The sequence below is a fragment of the Microbulbifer maximicatervae (SeqCode) genome, assembly GCF_056232625.1.
Genome location: NZ_CP174324.1, coordinates 2,294,221 through 2,309,300, shown reverse-complemented (window position 1 = coordinate 2,309,300; position 15,080 = coordinate 2,294,221). Strand labels below are relative to the sequence as shown.

The following is a 15,080-nucleotide window of genomic DNA, read 5'->3' as shown; positions in this document are numbered from 1 at the left end:
AGCTCAGGGAATAAACTGTGACAGAACAAAATAGAATTGATTGCCGCTTTGCCAAGTTGCGCGATGAGGGCCGCAAGGCACTGGTAACTTATATTGTCGCTGGCGATGGCGGCTTGGAAAATACTGTGCCGCTGATGCATCAGTTGGTAGCCAGCGGGGCCGATGTTATTGAATTGGGGGTGCCGTTTTCCGACCCCATGGCAGAGGGCCCGGTAATTCAGAAGGGGCATGAGCGAGCGCTGGCCAGTGGGGCTTCGCTGCGTAAATGTTTGGCTTTGGTGAAAGAATTTCGTCAGTTGGATAGTGATACCCCGGTAATCCTGATGGGCTATGCCAACCCTATTCAGCGTATGGGTGAATTGGAGTTTGCTGAAGCGGCGTCCACTGCGGGTGTCGATGGTGCCCTAACCGTAGATCTGCCGGCTGAAGAGTCCGGTTCCCTGAATGCCTTTTTGGCGGAGCGCAACCTGCGCAATATCTTCCTGCTGACGCCTACCACCACTGAAGAGCGTATTCGTGAAATTACCGATGTTGCCAGTGGCTTTGTTTACTATGTATCCCTGAAGGGGGTTACCGGAGCAGGCCACCTGGATTTGGATTCAGTGCGTAACAATCTGGACCATATTCGCCAGTTTACCGATCTGCCCCTGTGTGTTGGCTTCGGTATCAAAGATGGTACCTCGGCCCGCCAGGTCAGTGCCCATGGCGACGGCGCTGTAGTCGGTAGTGTACTGGTGTCGGCGGTAGATGCGGCGGCAGACCTGGAAGCCGCTAAAACAGCGGTTGGGGCTATTGTCAGCGAGATGCGCGAAGCCCTGGATCGCTAAAAGCAGCTATAGGTCTAAGCACAAAGCTGGCCAGAAAGCCAAAAATAGCGGCTGATCTGGCCGGGTTTGTTGTTCAGCTTAGTGTTTTAATTCCTAGCCTGAAACCCACTGGTCGGTAAAATGTGCCGGCCCAAAGAAAGCCTCCGGATTTGGAAACGAGATGAGCTGGTTAGAAAAAATTGTCCCTGCGGTAATTCGCACAGAGCGTCGCACCGGCAGTAGCAAGGTCCCCGAGGGGGTTTGGAAGAAGTGCGTCAAATGTGATGCGATGCTCTATCGCCCGGAGCTGGAACGCAATCTGGATGTGTGCCCCAAGTGCGATCACCACTTTAGAATCGGAGCCCGTCGCCGCCTGGATATCTTCCTCGACGAGGAAGGTCGTGAAGAGCTGGCCACCGATGTGCAGCCGGTTGATCGCCTGAAGTTTAAAGACGTCAAAAAATATAAAGACCGTTTGGTTCAGGCGCAAAAATCCACTGGTGAGAAGGATGCCCTGGTCGCCATGCAGGGCAGCCTGAATGGTGCTCCCCTGGTAGCGGTAGCATTTGAGTTCGCTTTCCACGGTGGCTCCATGGGCTATGTGGTCGGTGAGCGCTTTACCCGTGCCGCTCAGCGTGCCTTGGAGCAGCGTATCCCGCTGGTTTGTTTCTCTGCTACCGGTGGTGCCCGTATGCAGGAGGCCCTGATCTCCCTGATGCAGATGGCTAAAACCTCAGCGGTGCTGGAAAAAATGAAGATGGCCGGCGTGCCATATATCTCCATTATGACTGACCCGGTATACGGTGGTGTTTCCGCATCCCTGGCCCTGCTGGGTGATATCAACGCGGCGGAGCCCGGAGCGCGCGCTGGTTTTGCCGGCCCGAATATTATCGAGCAGACCATTCGCCAGAAATTGCCGAAAGGTTTCCAGCGCAGTGAGTTCCTGCTGGAGCACGGCGCAATTGATATGATTATTCCTCGCAAGGAAATGCGCTCTACAGTGTCCCGCATATTGGGTAAACTGACCGGCAACTGATTTCCATTCCCTTGGGGTTATGCTGTGATCAGCTTAATTTCCGCTGATTGCAGCCCCCATCATCGATGTTTTCAACTATGCCTTCACTGCAAGATTGGCTCTCCCGTCTGGAGCAGCTGCACCCTTCCGAAATTGAATTAGGTCTTGAGCGCGTCGCATCTGTGGCCGATGCACTGGGTATCCAGAAACCGGCACCGACAGTGATTACTGTGGCGGGCACCAATGGTAAGGGTTCCTGCGTGGCGACTATGGAGGCGCTGCTGTGTAAGGGGGGGCGCTCCGTAGGCGCTTACAGTTCCCCACACCTTCTGCGCTTTAACGAGAGGGTGCGTATCGGGGGTGAAGAGGTTGCCGATAAAGATCTCGTGCTGGCGTTTGAGGCTATCGAGGTTGCTCGCGGTGAGACCAGCCTGACCTATTTTGAATACACCACCCTGGCGGCGCTCTGGTTATTTCAAAGGGCAGGCGTCGAGTTTGCACTTCTGGAAGTTGGCCTGGGTGGACGCCTGGATGCAGTTAACCTGGTGGATGCGGATCTGGCTATTATCACCAGTGTTGCCATTGATCACGAGGACTGGCTTGGCAGTGACCGGGAAATAATCGGCCGTGAGAAAGCCGGTATCCTGCGTGCTGGGGCGCCTTTTGTCTGTGCTGATAGCAATCCCACCCAATCTGTGCTGTCTGCGGCAGAAAAATTGTCCAGTTCCAGTTACTTTATAGGTCAGGATTTCTCTCTGAATTTTGGAGAGGGTAAAAAAGAACTTTACCGCTTTGGTGAGTTGGAACTTGCGATCCCCCCGATCAGCTTGCCGCGCCCGAGTATCGCTGCTGGGATTACCGCGCTGGCTCTGCTCAATGTATTGCCCCAGGGTGGGATTGAATCTGCACTGGCTGAAATTGCCCTGCCTGGGCGCTGTCAGCAGGTTCAATGGCTGGGGCGCAACTTGCTGCTGGATGTGGGGCACAATCCGGCAGCGGCCGAACACTTGGCTAAATGGCTTGCAGATCACCCTGTAGATGGTGAAACCCATGCGCTGGTAGCGGCTATGGCCGATAAGGATTTGGTGGGACTCTTCGCGCCATTGCAGGGTGTGGTGGATGCCTGGCACCCCGCAGAGTTACCGGGCAATAGCCGCGCTGCGAGCGGAGAGACCTTGCTGGAAGGTCTGGCCGCAGCAGGTGTTGAGGCAACGAACGCCGATAGCCGCTGTCCAAGCGTCGCCGATGGTTTACAACAGCTGCTGCCGACCATTGGTCCACAAGACAGGTTGCTTGTATTTGGTTCCTTCTTTACTGTGGCTGAGGTTCTGCAGCAGATGCGAGACGAAGGTAATGGAGAATTGCGAGGGTAAACCCTCCCGCCGAGGGCGATTGAACGACGGATTTAAGCAGCGCATTGTCGGTGCGCTGGTTTTGGCTGCGCTTGCCGTTATTTTCTTGCCCAGCCTGTTAGACCGGGAGGCCGCAGGCAATATCAGTGAAACCAGCCAGATTCCGGCGGAGCCGGATATACGCCCTATTGAAATTGCCGAGCCGCAACCGGTAGCGGATGCTGTGCCTGCACCGGCGCCGGGTGAGGCTTTCCAGCCGGACTTGCCAGAAAACTTCTCCAACCCGAAGGCTCCAGTAGCTGATGAGGGAGAGGAACGGTCAGAGATCGCCAAGAGTGATGAGCCGGAGGAAAAACTGGCCGCGCCGAAAAAGGGGGCCTCGCCCCTTGTGGATGCCTATGGCCTGCCTGTGGCCTGGGTGGTTCAAGTGGCTTCCTACCGGGATGAGTCCAATGCGGACAAGCTGCGTTTGCGCCTGATGAACGAGGGCTACAGTGCCTATACTCGGGCGGTGGATACAGATAAGGGTCGCCTGGTGCGGGTCTTTGTTGGGCCAAAGGTCAACAAGGCCGATGCCCATCAGCTGAAAAAAGAATTGGATACCCTTCTGAAAGCCCAGACCCTCGTGCTTCAGTTCAAGGCCTGATCGGGCCTTTGACTTCAGGTTGCCACTATTTCAGCCCGAGGCGGATGGTGGCAACTCGCTGGCAGACTTCCACTTTGCACTTTTATTCGCAATTAACCGATTGCCACTGCGCCAAACGTCCAGGGAAAGCGGTACTACAAGTAATAAATTCCAATCGGTTGGCCTACGGCTTCACGCGCTTAGTCCCTTCAGTTAGAATGCGCGCTCTTCGCGGCAGCAGCCGCCACGCAGGTAGGATTGAATGAATTGGGCTGACTGGATCATTCTGGCTATTGTGGGTATCTCCACGCTTATCGGCCTTAGTCGAGGTTTCATCAAGGAAACCTTGTCTCTGCTTACCTGGATTGCCGCCTTTATCGTCGCCATGATGTTTCGCGACCAGCTGGCGCCAATGCTATCCAACCTCGTCGACACTCCCTCCCTCCAAATGATTGCAGCTTTTGGCATCCTGTTTATCGGCACCTTACTCGCTGGCGCCGGTCTCAACATGGTGCTTTCTGCCTTTGTTGAGGCAACTGGGCTATCCGGTACAGATAGAGTGCTGGGAATGGCGTTTGGCTTGGTGCGGGGAGCCATTGTCGTGATGGCGCTGTTGATCCTGGCCCCGGCATTGGTGCCGGTGGAACAAGACAGTTGGTGGAGTCAGTCTGTTCTGATTCCCCATTTCCTCGAATTTGAGGATAGTGCGCGGGAGCTGGCGGGCTCCGTTAAGGAATTCTTCGTAAAGTTGTTTTAAATAGAGCGCCAAAAGCGCTCTTCTCGAGTCAATAGGGTCAAATATATGTGTGGTATCGTCGGTATCGTCGGTAAGAGTGACGTCAATCTGCAGCTCTATGATGGGCTCACTCTGCTACAGCACAGGGGACAGGATGCCGCCGGTATCGTTACCTGTGACGATGATCGCCTGAACCAGCAGAAAGCCAATGGTCTGGTTCGCGACGTATTCCGCGCGCGCCACATGGAGCGTCTGAAGGGCAATTTTGGTATTGGTCACGTCCGCTACCCCACTGCCGGTAGCTCCGGCCCGGCGCTGGCTCAGCCGTTCTACGTGAACTCCCCCTACGGCATCGCCATGGCTCACAACGGCAACCTCACCAATGTGCACGAGGTGGTCGATGAGATCTTCCAGCAGGACCTGCGCCATATCAATACAGATTCTGATTCGGAAGTGTTGCTGAACGTGTTCGCCCACGAGCTGCACAAGTTGCACAAGCTGCAGCCGAAAGCCGAAGATATCTTCAGTGCGATGCGCTCTGTACACAAGCGCGTGCGCGGCGCCTACGCTTGCGTTGCCCTGATTGTCGGTTACGGTATTGTTGCTTTCCGCGATCCCAACGGAATTCGTCCGCTGGTTTACGGCAAGCGTGAAACCGAGAAGGGCACCGAATATATGGTGGCTTCCGAGTCCGTGGCTCTGGACGTACTGGGTTACACCTTGGTGCGCGATGTCGCTCCTGGCGAAGCGCTCTATATCGAGCTGGATGGCACTGTGCACTCCGAGCAGTGTTCAGATAACCCGTCTTTGACTCCCTGTATTTTTGAGCATGTGTACTTTGCCCGTCCTGACTCCATTATGGATGGCGTATCGGTACACAAGGCGCGTTTGCGTCAGGGTGAGCATCTGGCGGACAAAATTCTCAGCATGCGCCCGGATCACGATATCGACGTGGTTATCCCGATCCCGGATTCTGCCCGCACGGCAGGTCAGACGGTAGCCCACCGCTTGGGGGTGAAATTCCGTGAAGGTATGGTGAAGAACCGCTATATCGGCCGGACCTTTATCATGCCCGGTCAAAAGCAGCGCAAGAAGTCGGTTCGCCAGAAGCTCAACGCCATCGAGCTGGAATTCCGTGGCAAGAATGTGTTGCTGGTAGACGACTCCATTGTGCGCGGTACTACCTGTAAGCAGATTATCCAGATGGCCCGCGATGCCGGTGCTGCCAAAGTGTACTTCGCCAGTGCTGCCCCAGCGGTAAAATACCCGAATGTCTACGGTATCGATATGCCCTCCGCCACTGAGCTTGTGGCTCACGGTCGCACCACCGAGGAAATCTGTGAGGAGATTGGCGCAGACTGGTTGATCTACCAGGAGCTGGAAGATCTGGTAGTCAGCTCCAGCGGCGGCAAGCAAAAAATTGATCGTTTTGATTGCTCTGTATTCGACGGCAATTACATCACCGGTGATGTTGACGAGGAATACCTGAACGATCTGCACGCTCAGCGCAATGATACGGCCAAGCGTAAAAAGGCCGACGCCAATGCTTTGTAATTCGCCCTTGGGGGAATATCTAAATATCCCTCACCTGATTTGGCGGGCGGCAAAAAACCGTTTTTTGTAGACTGCCAATAGTAAAAAAGCGTAAGCGTCCTTTTCTCGCGGCAGAAGAGGGCGCCAGTTAAGATCGTTTCGGTTAAGATGACTGCTTCCAAAAATACTGACCAGGAAGCGGTATATGTTTGAAGACGACGGTTACGCTCTGGAAACCCTGGCGGTGCGCGCCGGCCAGGTTCGCTCACCGGAAGGAGAGCACTCCGAGGCACTTTACCTCACCTCCAGTTATGTTTTCCCCTCCGCTGCGGAAGCTGCCGCGCGTTTTACTGGCGAAAGCTCCGGTAACGTCTATTCCCGCTATACCAATCCCACAGTGCGCACTTTTGAAGAGCGCATTGCTGCTCTCGAAGGCGGTGAAGCTGCGGTAGCTACTGCCAGCGGAATGGCTGCCATTCTCAGTATCTGTATGGCGCTACTGAAAAGTGGCGACCACGTTATCTGTTCCCGCAGTGTTTTCGGCACCACCACGGCTTTATTTGGCCGCTATATGGAAAAGTTCGGCGTGCGGGTGAGCTATGTCGATTTGACCGATATGGATGCCTGGAAGCAGGCCGTAGATGGTTCCACCAAGCTGCTGTTTATGGAGACGCCTTCCAACCCGCTGTGTGAAGTGGCCGATATCCACGCGTTGGCACAGGTCGCCCACAGCGCTGGTGCCATGCTGGTGGTCGACAACTGTTTTTGTACCCCGGCACTGCAGCGACCTCTATCCATGGGCGCCGATATTGTGGTGCACTCCGCAACCAAATTCCTCGACGGCCAGGGGCGGGCCCTGGGCGGTGTAGCTGTTGGTCGCAAGGAAGTAATGGATGAGTTGGTGGTTTTCCTGCGCACTGCAGGACCCAGCATGAGCCCGTTTAATGCCTGGGTATTCCTCAAAGGCCTGGAAACTTTAAAGCTACGTATGCAGGCGCATTGCACCAATGCACTCGACTTGGCTTGGTGGCTCGATGAGCAGGAGATGGTTGAGAAGGTGAATTACACCGGCTTGCCTAAACACCCCCAACACCGCCTAGCGCGGGAACAGCAAGACGCTTTTGGCGCAGTGCTGAGTTTTACTGTGCGCGGTGGTCGCGAAGCTGCCTGGAAAGTGATCGACAATTGTAAAATCCTCTCCTGCACCGCCAACTTGGGGGATGCAAAAACCACTATTGTGCACCCTGCCACGACAACCCATGGCCGCCTTAGTGATGAAGATAAGGCTCGCGCCGGAATTACTGAAAATTTGATTCGAGTTTCGGTAGGGCTGGAAAATGTTGAGGACCTCAAGCGCGACTTGATGCGTGGATTATCCCAGTTATAAGCGCTGGCGTAAGCGCCCAGCTACCTATGATTATTAGCGGACAGTGAAATACTGTTCGCTGCTTCCGGTAGTGTTTGCATTTTGTCGCGCCCCTGCCGGTGTGCAGAAATAGCCCCCTTGAGAAAAATTGAGCAGTAATGGATTTGCCGTGCAAAAAATAGTTTCCGCCATAGTGTCCGATATCGGCAGTGTTTTGTTGGGTAAAGAGCGCCAGGTAAAGCTGGCGCTGGCCTGTTTGTTATCAAAAGGCCACTTGTTAATTGAAGACCTACCGGGCATGGGTAAGACCACCTTGGCCCATGCACTCGCACAGGTGCTGGGGCTAACGTATAAGCGGGTGCAGTTCACCAGCGATATGTTACCGGCAGATATTCTTGGTGTTTCGATATTTGATCGGGAGTCCAGCCAATTTCACTTTCACGAGGGACCTGTGTTTAGCCAGGTGTTATTGGCGGATGAGATTAATCGCTCATCGCCAAAAACCCAGAGTGCGCTGCTAGAGGCCATGGAAGAGCGCCAGGTGAGTGTCGATGGTGAGACCCGCACACTGCCCCAGCCATTTTTTGTGATTGCCACGCAAAACCCGATGCAACAATCGGGCACCTTTGCATTGCCGGAATCCCAGTTGGATCGCTTCCTGATGCGTATCAGTCTCGGCTATCCCACACGGGAGGCGGAGCGGGCTTTGTTTATGGGGGCCGATCCGAGGCAGCAGCTGGCGAAGTTAAAGCCGAGAATCGATACCGCCACACTCGGAAAAATGCAAAACCTGGTTACGCAAGTGAAAACTTCTGACAGTCTGTTGGATTACCTTGAGCGACTGGTTTTGCAAACCCGCCAGAGCCCGGATTGCGCAGTGGGTTTATCACCCCGAGGCGCCTTGGCCCTTTTGCGCGCAGCCAAAGCCTGGGCGTTGATTCACAATCGTGGCCATGTTTTGCCTGAGGATATCCAGGCTGTGTTGCCGGCGGTGGCAGGACATCGATTACAGAGCGATGGCAGCAACGGCGAGCAGTTGGTTGAGCGTCTGATGCGCCAAGTGGATGTGATCGCGGCCTGAGTCGATGAATGTAAGTCACCCCCAACGTCGGAACCCTTCCCGCAATCCGATACACCTGCTGGTGGAATATTGGCGCAACCTTATGCAGCGCTGGCTTAGTCGCCGGGCACCGCGGGCCCGAGCGATTACCTTGAACCACAGCCGATTATTTATCCTGCCCACGCGCGCAGGCTTAGGTTTCCTAATAGTGGTGGCATTATTGTGGTTGCTGGGCACCAATTATGAAAACAATCTGGTTTTCGCTCTGACATTTTTGTTGGTCAGCATTTTAGCGGTGTTGCCACTACACACCTTTGCCAATTTAAGTGGCGTGCACTTGCGCCTTGTGGATACCCGAGCAGCTTTTGCTGGTGATTTTGCCGAGGCGGAAATTAATGTCAGTTGTGAGGGCAAGCGGGAGCGGGAATGGCTCGAGCTGAGTTGGCCACCGGAGCAGGGCAGTCGCGTGGATTTGTGCGAGCAGAAAAGTGCGGATATTTGTATCTCTATGCCGGTAGTAAAACGTGGGCGAGTGCAGGCACCTCGGTTGAGGGTTGAAAGTCGTTTCCCTCTCGGGTTATTTCGCTGCTGGAGCCGCATTGACCTGGATGTTGAATTTTTGGTTTACCCCCGTCCAATTTCTGCGGGCCCTTTACCGCTAGGAGAGACTGTTGCCGAGGGGGAGTTTGGTGAGGTGAAGCGGGGGGGAGATGATTTTGCCGCGCTAAAACCCTATCAAGCGGGTGACTCGTTACGCCATGTAGCCTGGAAGCAATACGCGGCCGGACGCGATCTTTACAGCAAGGACTATGAGCGCAAAACTGACACGCGCTTGTGGCTCGACTGGGGTTTACTCGATGGTAGGGATATAGAGATGCGCCTGAGCAATCTCTGTGACTGGACCCTACAAGCGGAAAAGCAAGGCATTGCATATGGTTTGTGCCTGCCTGGCATTTCAATAGAGCCTTCGCTCGGTTCCGAGCATCAGCAGCAGGTCTTGCAGGCATTGGCCCTGTACCCCGGGCGAGGCCAGTGATGATTGCGAATAAGGATTTATTGCCCAGGGAAAGTTTGCTGTGGATTTTTGCTGCCCAGTTTGTCGCCCTTTTGCCGCAATTCACAATGCTGCCACTGTGGGTGGTTTTTGCCTGGGCCTTTGCGGTTTATTGGCGCCTGGAAGTCTTTCGCGGGCGCAGGGATTTACCCGGCCGCGCTCTTAAACTGACAGTGATTCTATTGACGGTGGCGGGACTGGCTCTGTCCTATCGGCGCTTGTTTGCTTTGGAGCCGATGATTGCACTCTTGGCGCTGTCATTCACCCTGAAAAATCTCGAACTGGTCAGCCGCAGGGATGCCTTTGTCAGTCTACTGCTGGCCTACTTCGTAGCCGCCACTCTGTTTGTGCAAGAGCAGACCATTCCCTATGCACTTTACGGTCTACTGAGTGTGTTGGTAATTACTGCAGCCATGGCGGCGCAGCTGGGACACTTTAGTGCGCGCCCGCGCCGGGCTCTGGGGTTATCCCTGCGGTTGGTGGCACAGGCCACGCCGTTAATGGTGTTGTTGTTTTTGGTTATACCTAGGCTGGGGCCCCTTTGGTCTGTGCCGCAGAATACCTCCGCTGGGCGTACTGGTGTCAGTGATTCGATGGCCCCGGGAGACTTTACTGAGCTTTCCAAATCCAGCAAGCCGACCTTACGTATCTCCTTTGATGGACCTGTCCCCCCGCCTGAGCAGCGCTACTGGAGGGGCTTGGTGTACTCGGAATTTGATGGACGTACCTGGCGCCAGGGCTATGGTGTTGACCCTCGAAATGGCGGGCGAGTGTATTGGAGAAGTGGTGAGCAGGTGCTTCCGCAAGTGGGTCCTCGTTATCGCTACCAGGTTATCCAGGAAGCGAGCCGGAGCCCCTGGTTGTTCGCTATGGCAAAACCGGCTTCAGAGAGCGCGGGTGTGGGAGAGACAACGGATGATCGCCTGGTAAAACGGACCCCGGTTTTCAACCGCTTTTCTTACCAGGTAAGTTCCTGGCCGAGAGAAACCCTGTCACTCAGTGCTACTCTCAGCAATGCGGAGCGGCGCAGGAATTTGCAACTTCCCAGTTACGGCAATAGCCGTACTCGTCAGTGGATGGCTTCCCTACGAGATCAGGGGCTCAGTGCTGAGGCGGTTTCCTCCCAGCTGCTGTCGCACTTCCACAGTGCTTTCACTTATACCCTGAAGCCTCCAGCACTGGGCGGCGATACTATTGATGAGTTTCTTTTCGATAGCCAGCAGGGCTTCTGCGAGCACTTTGCCGGTAGTTATGTGTTTGCCATGCGCGCAGCGGGGATACCGGCGCGAGTAGTGGCTGGTTACCAGGGCGGTGAGTGGGTCAGTGGAGAAGAGTACTTATTGGTGCGAGAGTACGACGCCCATGCCTGGGCAGAAATTTGGCTCGACGGCCAAGGCTGGCAACGTGTAGACCCCACAGCGGCAGTAGCTCCGGAGCGGGTGCGCGACGGTCTGGAGAGTGCGGCGGGTGGGGAGTTTATGCAGGACTCCCTATTTCCTTTACACCGTATCGGCATTCTCAGCCAGTTGCGCTTACAGTGGGATATGATCAACTACCGTTGGTATCAAACCGTAGTGAGCTTTGATGCCGATCGACAGCAGAATTTGTTACAGCGGCTATTTGGTGATCTGTCTCCAATGCGTATCGCCCTATTACTGGGGGCACCGATTCTTGTGCTTTTGTTGGGTATCAGTTTATGGGCGGCCCGCTCCGCAGGAGGACCCAAGTTGGCGCCTGCGGAGAAGCTCTACCAGCGCTTTTGCCGGCGCATGGCCCGCAATGGGGTCCAGCGGCATTCCGGTGAGGCTGCAGGATCCTATGCCCGCCGGATTGCCGAGGAAAAACCGGAGATGTCTGGTTATGCCGCAGCAGTGACAGAGGCTTTTGAGTCTGCCGCCTATGGTGGTGATGGCTCTGGGCTAAGAACACTTCGGAAGCTATCAAGCTGGTATTTCTGGTTGCGGCACTCGGCAAATATGACGCCGCACAAGCGTGAGTTGGCAGGTTATTAATCATTGAGTTATTTCGTATCTAGAATGCCAACCCAATTGCAAAGGTTTCTGTTGGGCTATAGCGGCACCTCCCTGGCAACCGGGTTGCAGGTGATATTGCTGCCCTGGATTGCGCTGACGATCGTGGATCTTCCGGCCCTGCAATTGGGGTGGATTCAGGCATCAGTATTGCTGCCAAACCTGGTATTCCTGTTGTTTGGCGGTGCTTTGGCAGATAGGCGAGACCCGGCTCTGGTGTCGGCTCTAGCCTGTTTGGGCCTGGCGCTTTGTCATACTGCATTGTTGTTGTATTTCACCTTCCATGTCCTGAATTTATCCACCTTGATGGTTTACGGAATTTGCCTGGGGGTGTGCAGCGCTTTTTTACAGCCGGCACGGGATAACCTGGTGCAGCGCAGTGCCCGCAACCGCAAGGGGCAGGCCACTGAGCGAGGCGTGCAAAAAACCGTAACCTGGATGATGTTGGCGCAGTACGGCGGCCAGGCAGTGGGAATGTTGCTAGCGAGTCGATTTGACCAGTGGGGCTTGCAGCACTTGCTGGGTGTACAGATTGCCGTTGTGCTAGTGGCTTCATTATTGCTTTTCTCCTTGCGCCAGCCTCAAGAGCGTCAAAAGGCACCAGAGAAGAGACCCCACACCCTGATTCTGGATGGTCTCAGTCAGGCATGGAAACACCCGGTTTTACGGGAGCTGACTGCATTGATGGCATTCAATGGCTTTGTGCATATCGGGGTTTTTCTGGTGGTCTTACCGTTACTGGCCGAGGACTACGGTCGCGGTGCCGGTTACTACGCGACCCTGCAGCTGGCATTTATAGCGGGCACGGTGATCGCGACGGTGACTATGTTGAGACGGGGCCAGGGACAGGAGCCAGGGCGAGGAATTTTGATGTGCTTGCTTTACAGCGCAGCACTCTTGATTGCTATCAGCCTGGGGCCAACAAAGTTTGGCTTGATTCTGTTGTGTCTGTGTTGGGGGGCGGTTGCGGCAGCCTCCGCAGGGCTGGGGCGAGGCATTGTGCAATTGCTGGCGCCGGCGGATTATCGCAGTCGCATTATCTCCATTTATCAATTTGCCCTATTTGGTTCTGCGGCGCTGGGGGCCCTGGCTGCGGGTGTTTTGAGCGAGGTTGCAGCGCCTCTGACGACACTATTGTGGGCGGGAATCCTGAGTTTATTGGCATTCGCACTGGTTGCCCTGAGTGGGGCTCTAAGGCAGGTTAAAATTTCCGATAGCGAGGTTTAGGAATTCCGCAACGACCAAATCCGGATGAGCCACCATATATTTAACAGGGAACTGCGGTTATGGAGGTGGGGTTTGGTATCAGTAAAAAGTGCCAAATGGTCACAGAGAGTCACGACAAACAGCCATGCGCTGGACCTTGAAGCCGGTGTATTTAGCCTGGATGATCCAAAAGCGATAGCCAAATCCCTGAAGAGCGCAGCTGAGGCCAGTCAGCAGCGCAAATCAGAGCCTTTCCGCTCAGCCATGTCTATGCTCACTTTTTATATCAATCGTGCGGGTCACCATTTGCCTGTGCGCAGGCGCAGAATCCTGGAGGCCGCGAAAAATGAATTGCGTGAGCTTTATGGGCGTCCGCGCCGGTATTGAGCCGGCGCAGGGTAGAGGCGATGAAGTCTTTTAGGGGGCTAGGCAGGGCAGGCAGCGCACGTAGAGTCCGCGCGGGTCGCGGAAGCTCTGCAGTTCGCCGATTGGTGCCAAAACCGGTTGTAAGCTGTTTAACCAGGCGCCGAGTGGCAGGTTTGCCTCAAGGCTGGCGGCGATACGTGCATCCACATTATCGCTCAGGGCGCGCAGGAATCTTTCGCCGGGAGTCAGCTCGCGCTGGATCTCTATTACATCGTATTCTTCGATCTCAGCAAGCTGTGCGGCGTCGGCAATGGCGTCGTTGAGATTGCCCAGATCGTCTACCAGCCCCAGGTTTTTAGCCGCGCGCCCGGTCCAGACCTGGCCCTGGGCAATTTTGTGCACTTCCTTGGGAGTGCTGCCACGGGACTCGGCCACAATTCTCAGGAACCTGGCGTAGGTATTATCCACTCCCTGTTGCAGGATACTGGCGGCTGCCTCGGGTAGGGCACGATCCAACCGCATGCTGCCGGCCAGGTCTGAAGTGCCCACACCATCGGTATAAATACCCAGTGCCTCAAGGGAATCCTCGAAGGTCGGGAAGGCGCCAAATACGCCAATGGAACCTGTCAGGGTTGCGGGAGAGGCCCAGATTCGATCGCCGCCGGTAGCAATCCAGTAGCCTCCAGATGCGGCCAGACTGCCCATGGAGATAACGACAGGGATATCGGCTTCGCGGGTGGCGAGTAACTCCTGTCGAATTGCTTCTGACGCGAAGGCGGAGCCGCCGCCACTGTCAATGCGCAGAACCAGTGCATCAACTTCTTTTTTGCGCGCCTGTGCGATTAGTTCTCCCAGGCTTTCGCTGCCGATCCTGCCGGCGGGAGCGCGGCCATCGACAATGGAACCGCTTGCCGTGATTAAGGCAATCTTATTGGGTTCTTTCTTGGCGGCGACTTCGCTGAGCTTTTGGCTGCGTAAATAGGTGAGGGCATCGATGGCCTTATAACTGCGTTCATCGTTCTCATCTTCACCAATGGTTTTGCGTAGCTCTTGAACAGCCAAGTTGCGGTTGGCGAGTTGGTCGACCAGTTTATTGGCCAGAGCAGTACGTGCCCAGTCGCCCTCATGCTGCTGCAGTTTCTGGGGTAGCTCGTCGATAAATAGATCGATGCTTTCAGTTGGCAGGTTGCGAAGGCCGGTCACCTGTTCGGTGTATTCACTCCAGAGTTCATGCAGCCAGCGCTGGTTATTCTCACGGGAAGCCGGAGACATGTCGTCGCGAGTATAGGGTTCGATAAAATCCTTGTAGTCGCCAACGCGGAACACGTGGAAATTAACTTTGAGCTTTTCAAGGGCGCTTTTATAGTAATTTCGATAGACGCCAAAGCCGGTGAGCATCACGGAACCCATTGGATTCAGGTACACCTTGTCGGCGTGGCTGGCGAGGAAATACTGCGCCTGGGTGTAGTTATCACCCACCGCATAAATGGGCTTGTCGGCAGCCTTGAAGCGCTGCAGGGCTGCGCCAATCTCGTCGAGCTTACTGAGGCTGCCGCCGACCATATTGTCGAGCTCTAGCACCAGTGCGGAAATGCGTTTGTCCTGTGCGGCTTTGTCGATAGAGTCGACAAGATCCTTAACCCTGATTTCCGCTGGCCCCTGGGAGCCACCGAAGAAAATCGGTAATCCGCTGGGCTGGCTGAGCTCATCTACCAGAAATCCACTCGGAGCCACGCGCAGGGCTGCACCTTGTGGGACTACCAGCTGTTCGTCTTTGCCAAAAATTGCGATACCCAGGAATACCAGTATTAACAGGAACACCAGGTTGGTAAACACTCGCCTCAGCCAGGTAATTGAGCCGCCAATGGCACCAAAAAAGCTGCGGAACAGTCCTTTCTCATTGGATGAATCAGTCAAACCTCAAAACTCCT

Annotated in this window: 13 protein-coding genes; 12 read left to right on the top strand and 1 reads right to left on the bottom strand. The window is 55.1% G+C overall.

Annotated features, from left to right (window positions below):
• Nucleotides 1–17 precede the first annotated feature (17 nt).
• The 12 genes from trpA (at nucleotide 18) to ACJJI6_RS10010 (ending at nucleotide 13,170) form a co-directional block, all read left to right on the top strand.
• Nucleotides 18–827 (top strand): tryptophan synthase subunit alpha, encoded by an 810-nt coding sequence (gene trpA, locus ACJJI6_RS10065; protein ID WP_475713291.1) that lies wholly within the window; start codon nucleotides 18–20, stop codon nucleotides 825–827.
• Nucleotides 828–987: 160 nt separating this feature from the next.
• On the top strand, nucleotides 988–1,842 hold the full coding sequence (accD, locus tag ACJJI6_RS10060; RefSeq protein ID WP_475713290.1) for an acetyl-CoA carboxylase, carboxyltransferase subunit beta: 855 nt from the start codon (nucleotides 988–990) through the stop codon (nucleotides 1,840–1,842).
• 77 nt (nucleotides 1,843–1,919) lie between these two features.
• The gene (folC, locus tag ACJJI6_RS10055) at nucleotides 1,920–3,194 is read left to right on the top strand and encodes a bifunctional tetrahydrofolate synthase/dihydrofolate synthase (RefSeq protein WP_475713289.1); all 1,275 of its coding nucleotides are present in this window, start codon (nucleotides 1,920–1,922) and stop codon (nucleotides 3,192–3,194) included.
• The gene (locus ACJJI6_RS10050) at nucleotides 3,175–3,819 is read left to right on the top strand and encodes an SPOR domain-containing protein (RefSeq protein ID WP_413664955.1); all 645 of its coding nucleotides are present in this window, start codon (nucleotides 3,175–3,177) and stop codon (nucleotides 3,817–3,819) included. Before folC ends, ACJJI6_RS10050 begins: the two co-directional genes overlap by 20 nt.
• Nucleotides 3,820–4,060: 241 nt before the next feature.
• Nucleotides 4,061–4,555, top strand: coding sequence for a CvpA family protein (locus ACJJI6_RS10045; protein ID WP_282931877.1), 495 nt, complete (start codon nucleotides 4,061–4,063; stop codon nucleotides 4,553–4,555).
• Nucleotides 4,556–4,600: 45 nt separating this feature from the next.
• Nucleotides 4,601–6,088, top strand: coding sequence for an amidophosphoribosyltransferase (gene purF, locus ACJJI6_RS10040; protein ID WP_282931878.1), 1,488 nt, complete (start codon nucleotides 4,601–4,603; stop codon nucleotides 6,086–6,088).
• Between the two features lie 184 nt (nucleotides 6,089–6,272).
• Nucleotides 6,273–7,454 carry an O-succinylhomoserine sulfhydrylase gene (locus ACJJI6_RS10035; protein ID WP_475713288.1) on the top strand — a complete coding sequence of 394 codons (1,182 nt, stop codon included), beginning with the start codon at nucleotides 6,273–6,275 and terminating at the stop codon, nucleotides 7,452–7,454.
• Between the two features lie 148 nt (nucleotides 7,455–7,602).
• Nucleotides 7,603–8,514 (top strand): AAA family ATPase, encoded by a 912-nt coding sequence (locus tag ACJJI6_RS10030; protein ID WP_475713287.1) that lies wholly within the window; start codon nucleotides 7,603–7,605, stop codon nucleotides 8,512–8,514.
• 4 nt (nucleotides 8,515–8,518) lie between these two features.
• Complete coding sequence (locus ACJJI6_RS10025) at nucleotides 8,519–9,529, top strand: DUF58 domain-containing protein (protein ID WP_444898068.1); 1,011 nt, start codon at nucleotides 8,519–8,521, stop codon at nucleotides 9,527–9,529.
• Nucleotides 9,529–11,559 carry a transglutaminase TgpA family protein gene (locus tag ACJJI6_RS10020; RefSeq protein ID WP_475713448.1) on the top strand — a complete coding sequence of 677 codons (2,031 nt, stop codon included), beginning with the start codon at nucleotides 9,529–9,531 and terminating at the stop codon, nucleotides 11,557–11,559. Before ACJJI6_RS10025 ends, ACJJI6_RS10020 begins: the two co-directional genes overlap by 1 nt.
• A 24-nt stretch (nucleotides 11,560–11,583) precedes the next feature.
• Nucleotides 11,584–12,804 (top strand): MFS transporter, encoded by a 1,221-nt coding sequence (locus ACJJI6_RS10015; RefSeq protein WP_475713286.1) that lies wholly within the window; start codon nucleotides 11,584–11,586, stop codon nucleotides 12,802–12,804.
• A gap of 72 nt (nucleotides 12,805–12,876) precedes the next feature.
• Entirely contained in the window at nucleotides 12,877–13,170 is a 294-nt protein-coding gene (locus tag ACJJI6_RS10010) for a DUF3175 domain-containing protein (RefSeq protein WP_475713285.1), read from the top strand.
• Nucleotides 13,171–13,200: 30 nt separating this feature from the next.
• On the opposite strand, the gene sppA is transcribed toward ACJJI6_RS10010, so the two are convergent.
• A complete protein-coding gene (sppA, locus tag ACJJI6_RS10005; RefSeq protein WP_413664961.1) occupies nucleotides 13,201–15,066 on the bottom strand; it encodes a signal peptide peptidase SppA in 1,866 nt (621 codons plus the stop codon).
• Nucleotides 15,067–15,080: the final 14 nt, after the last annotated feature.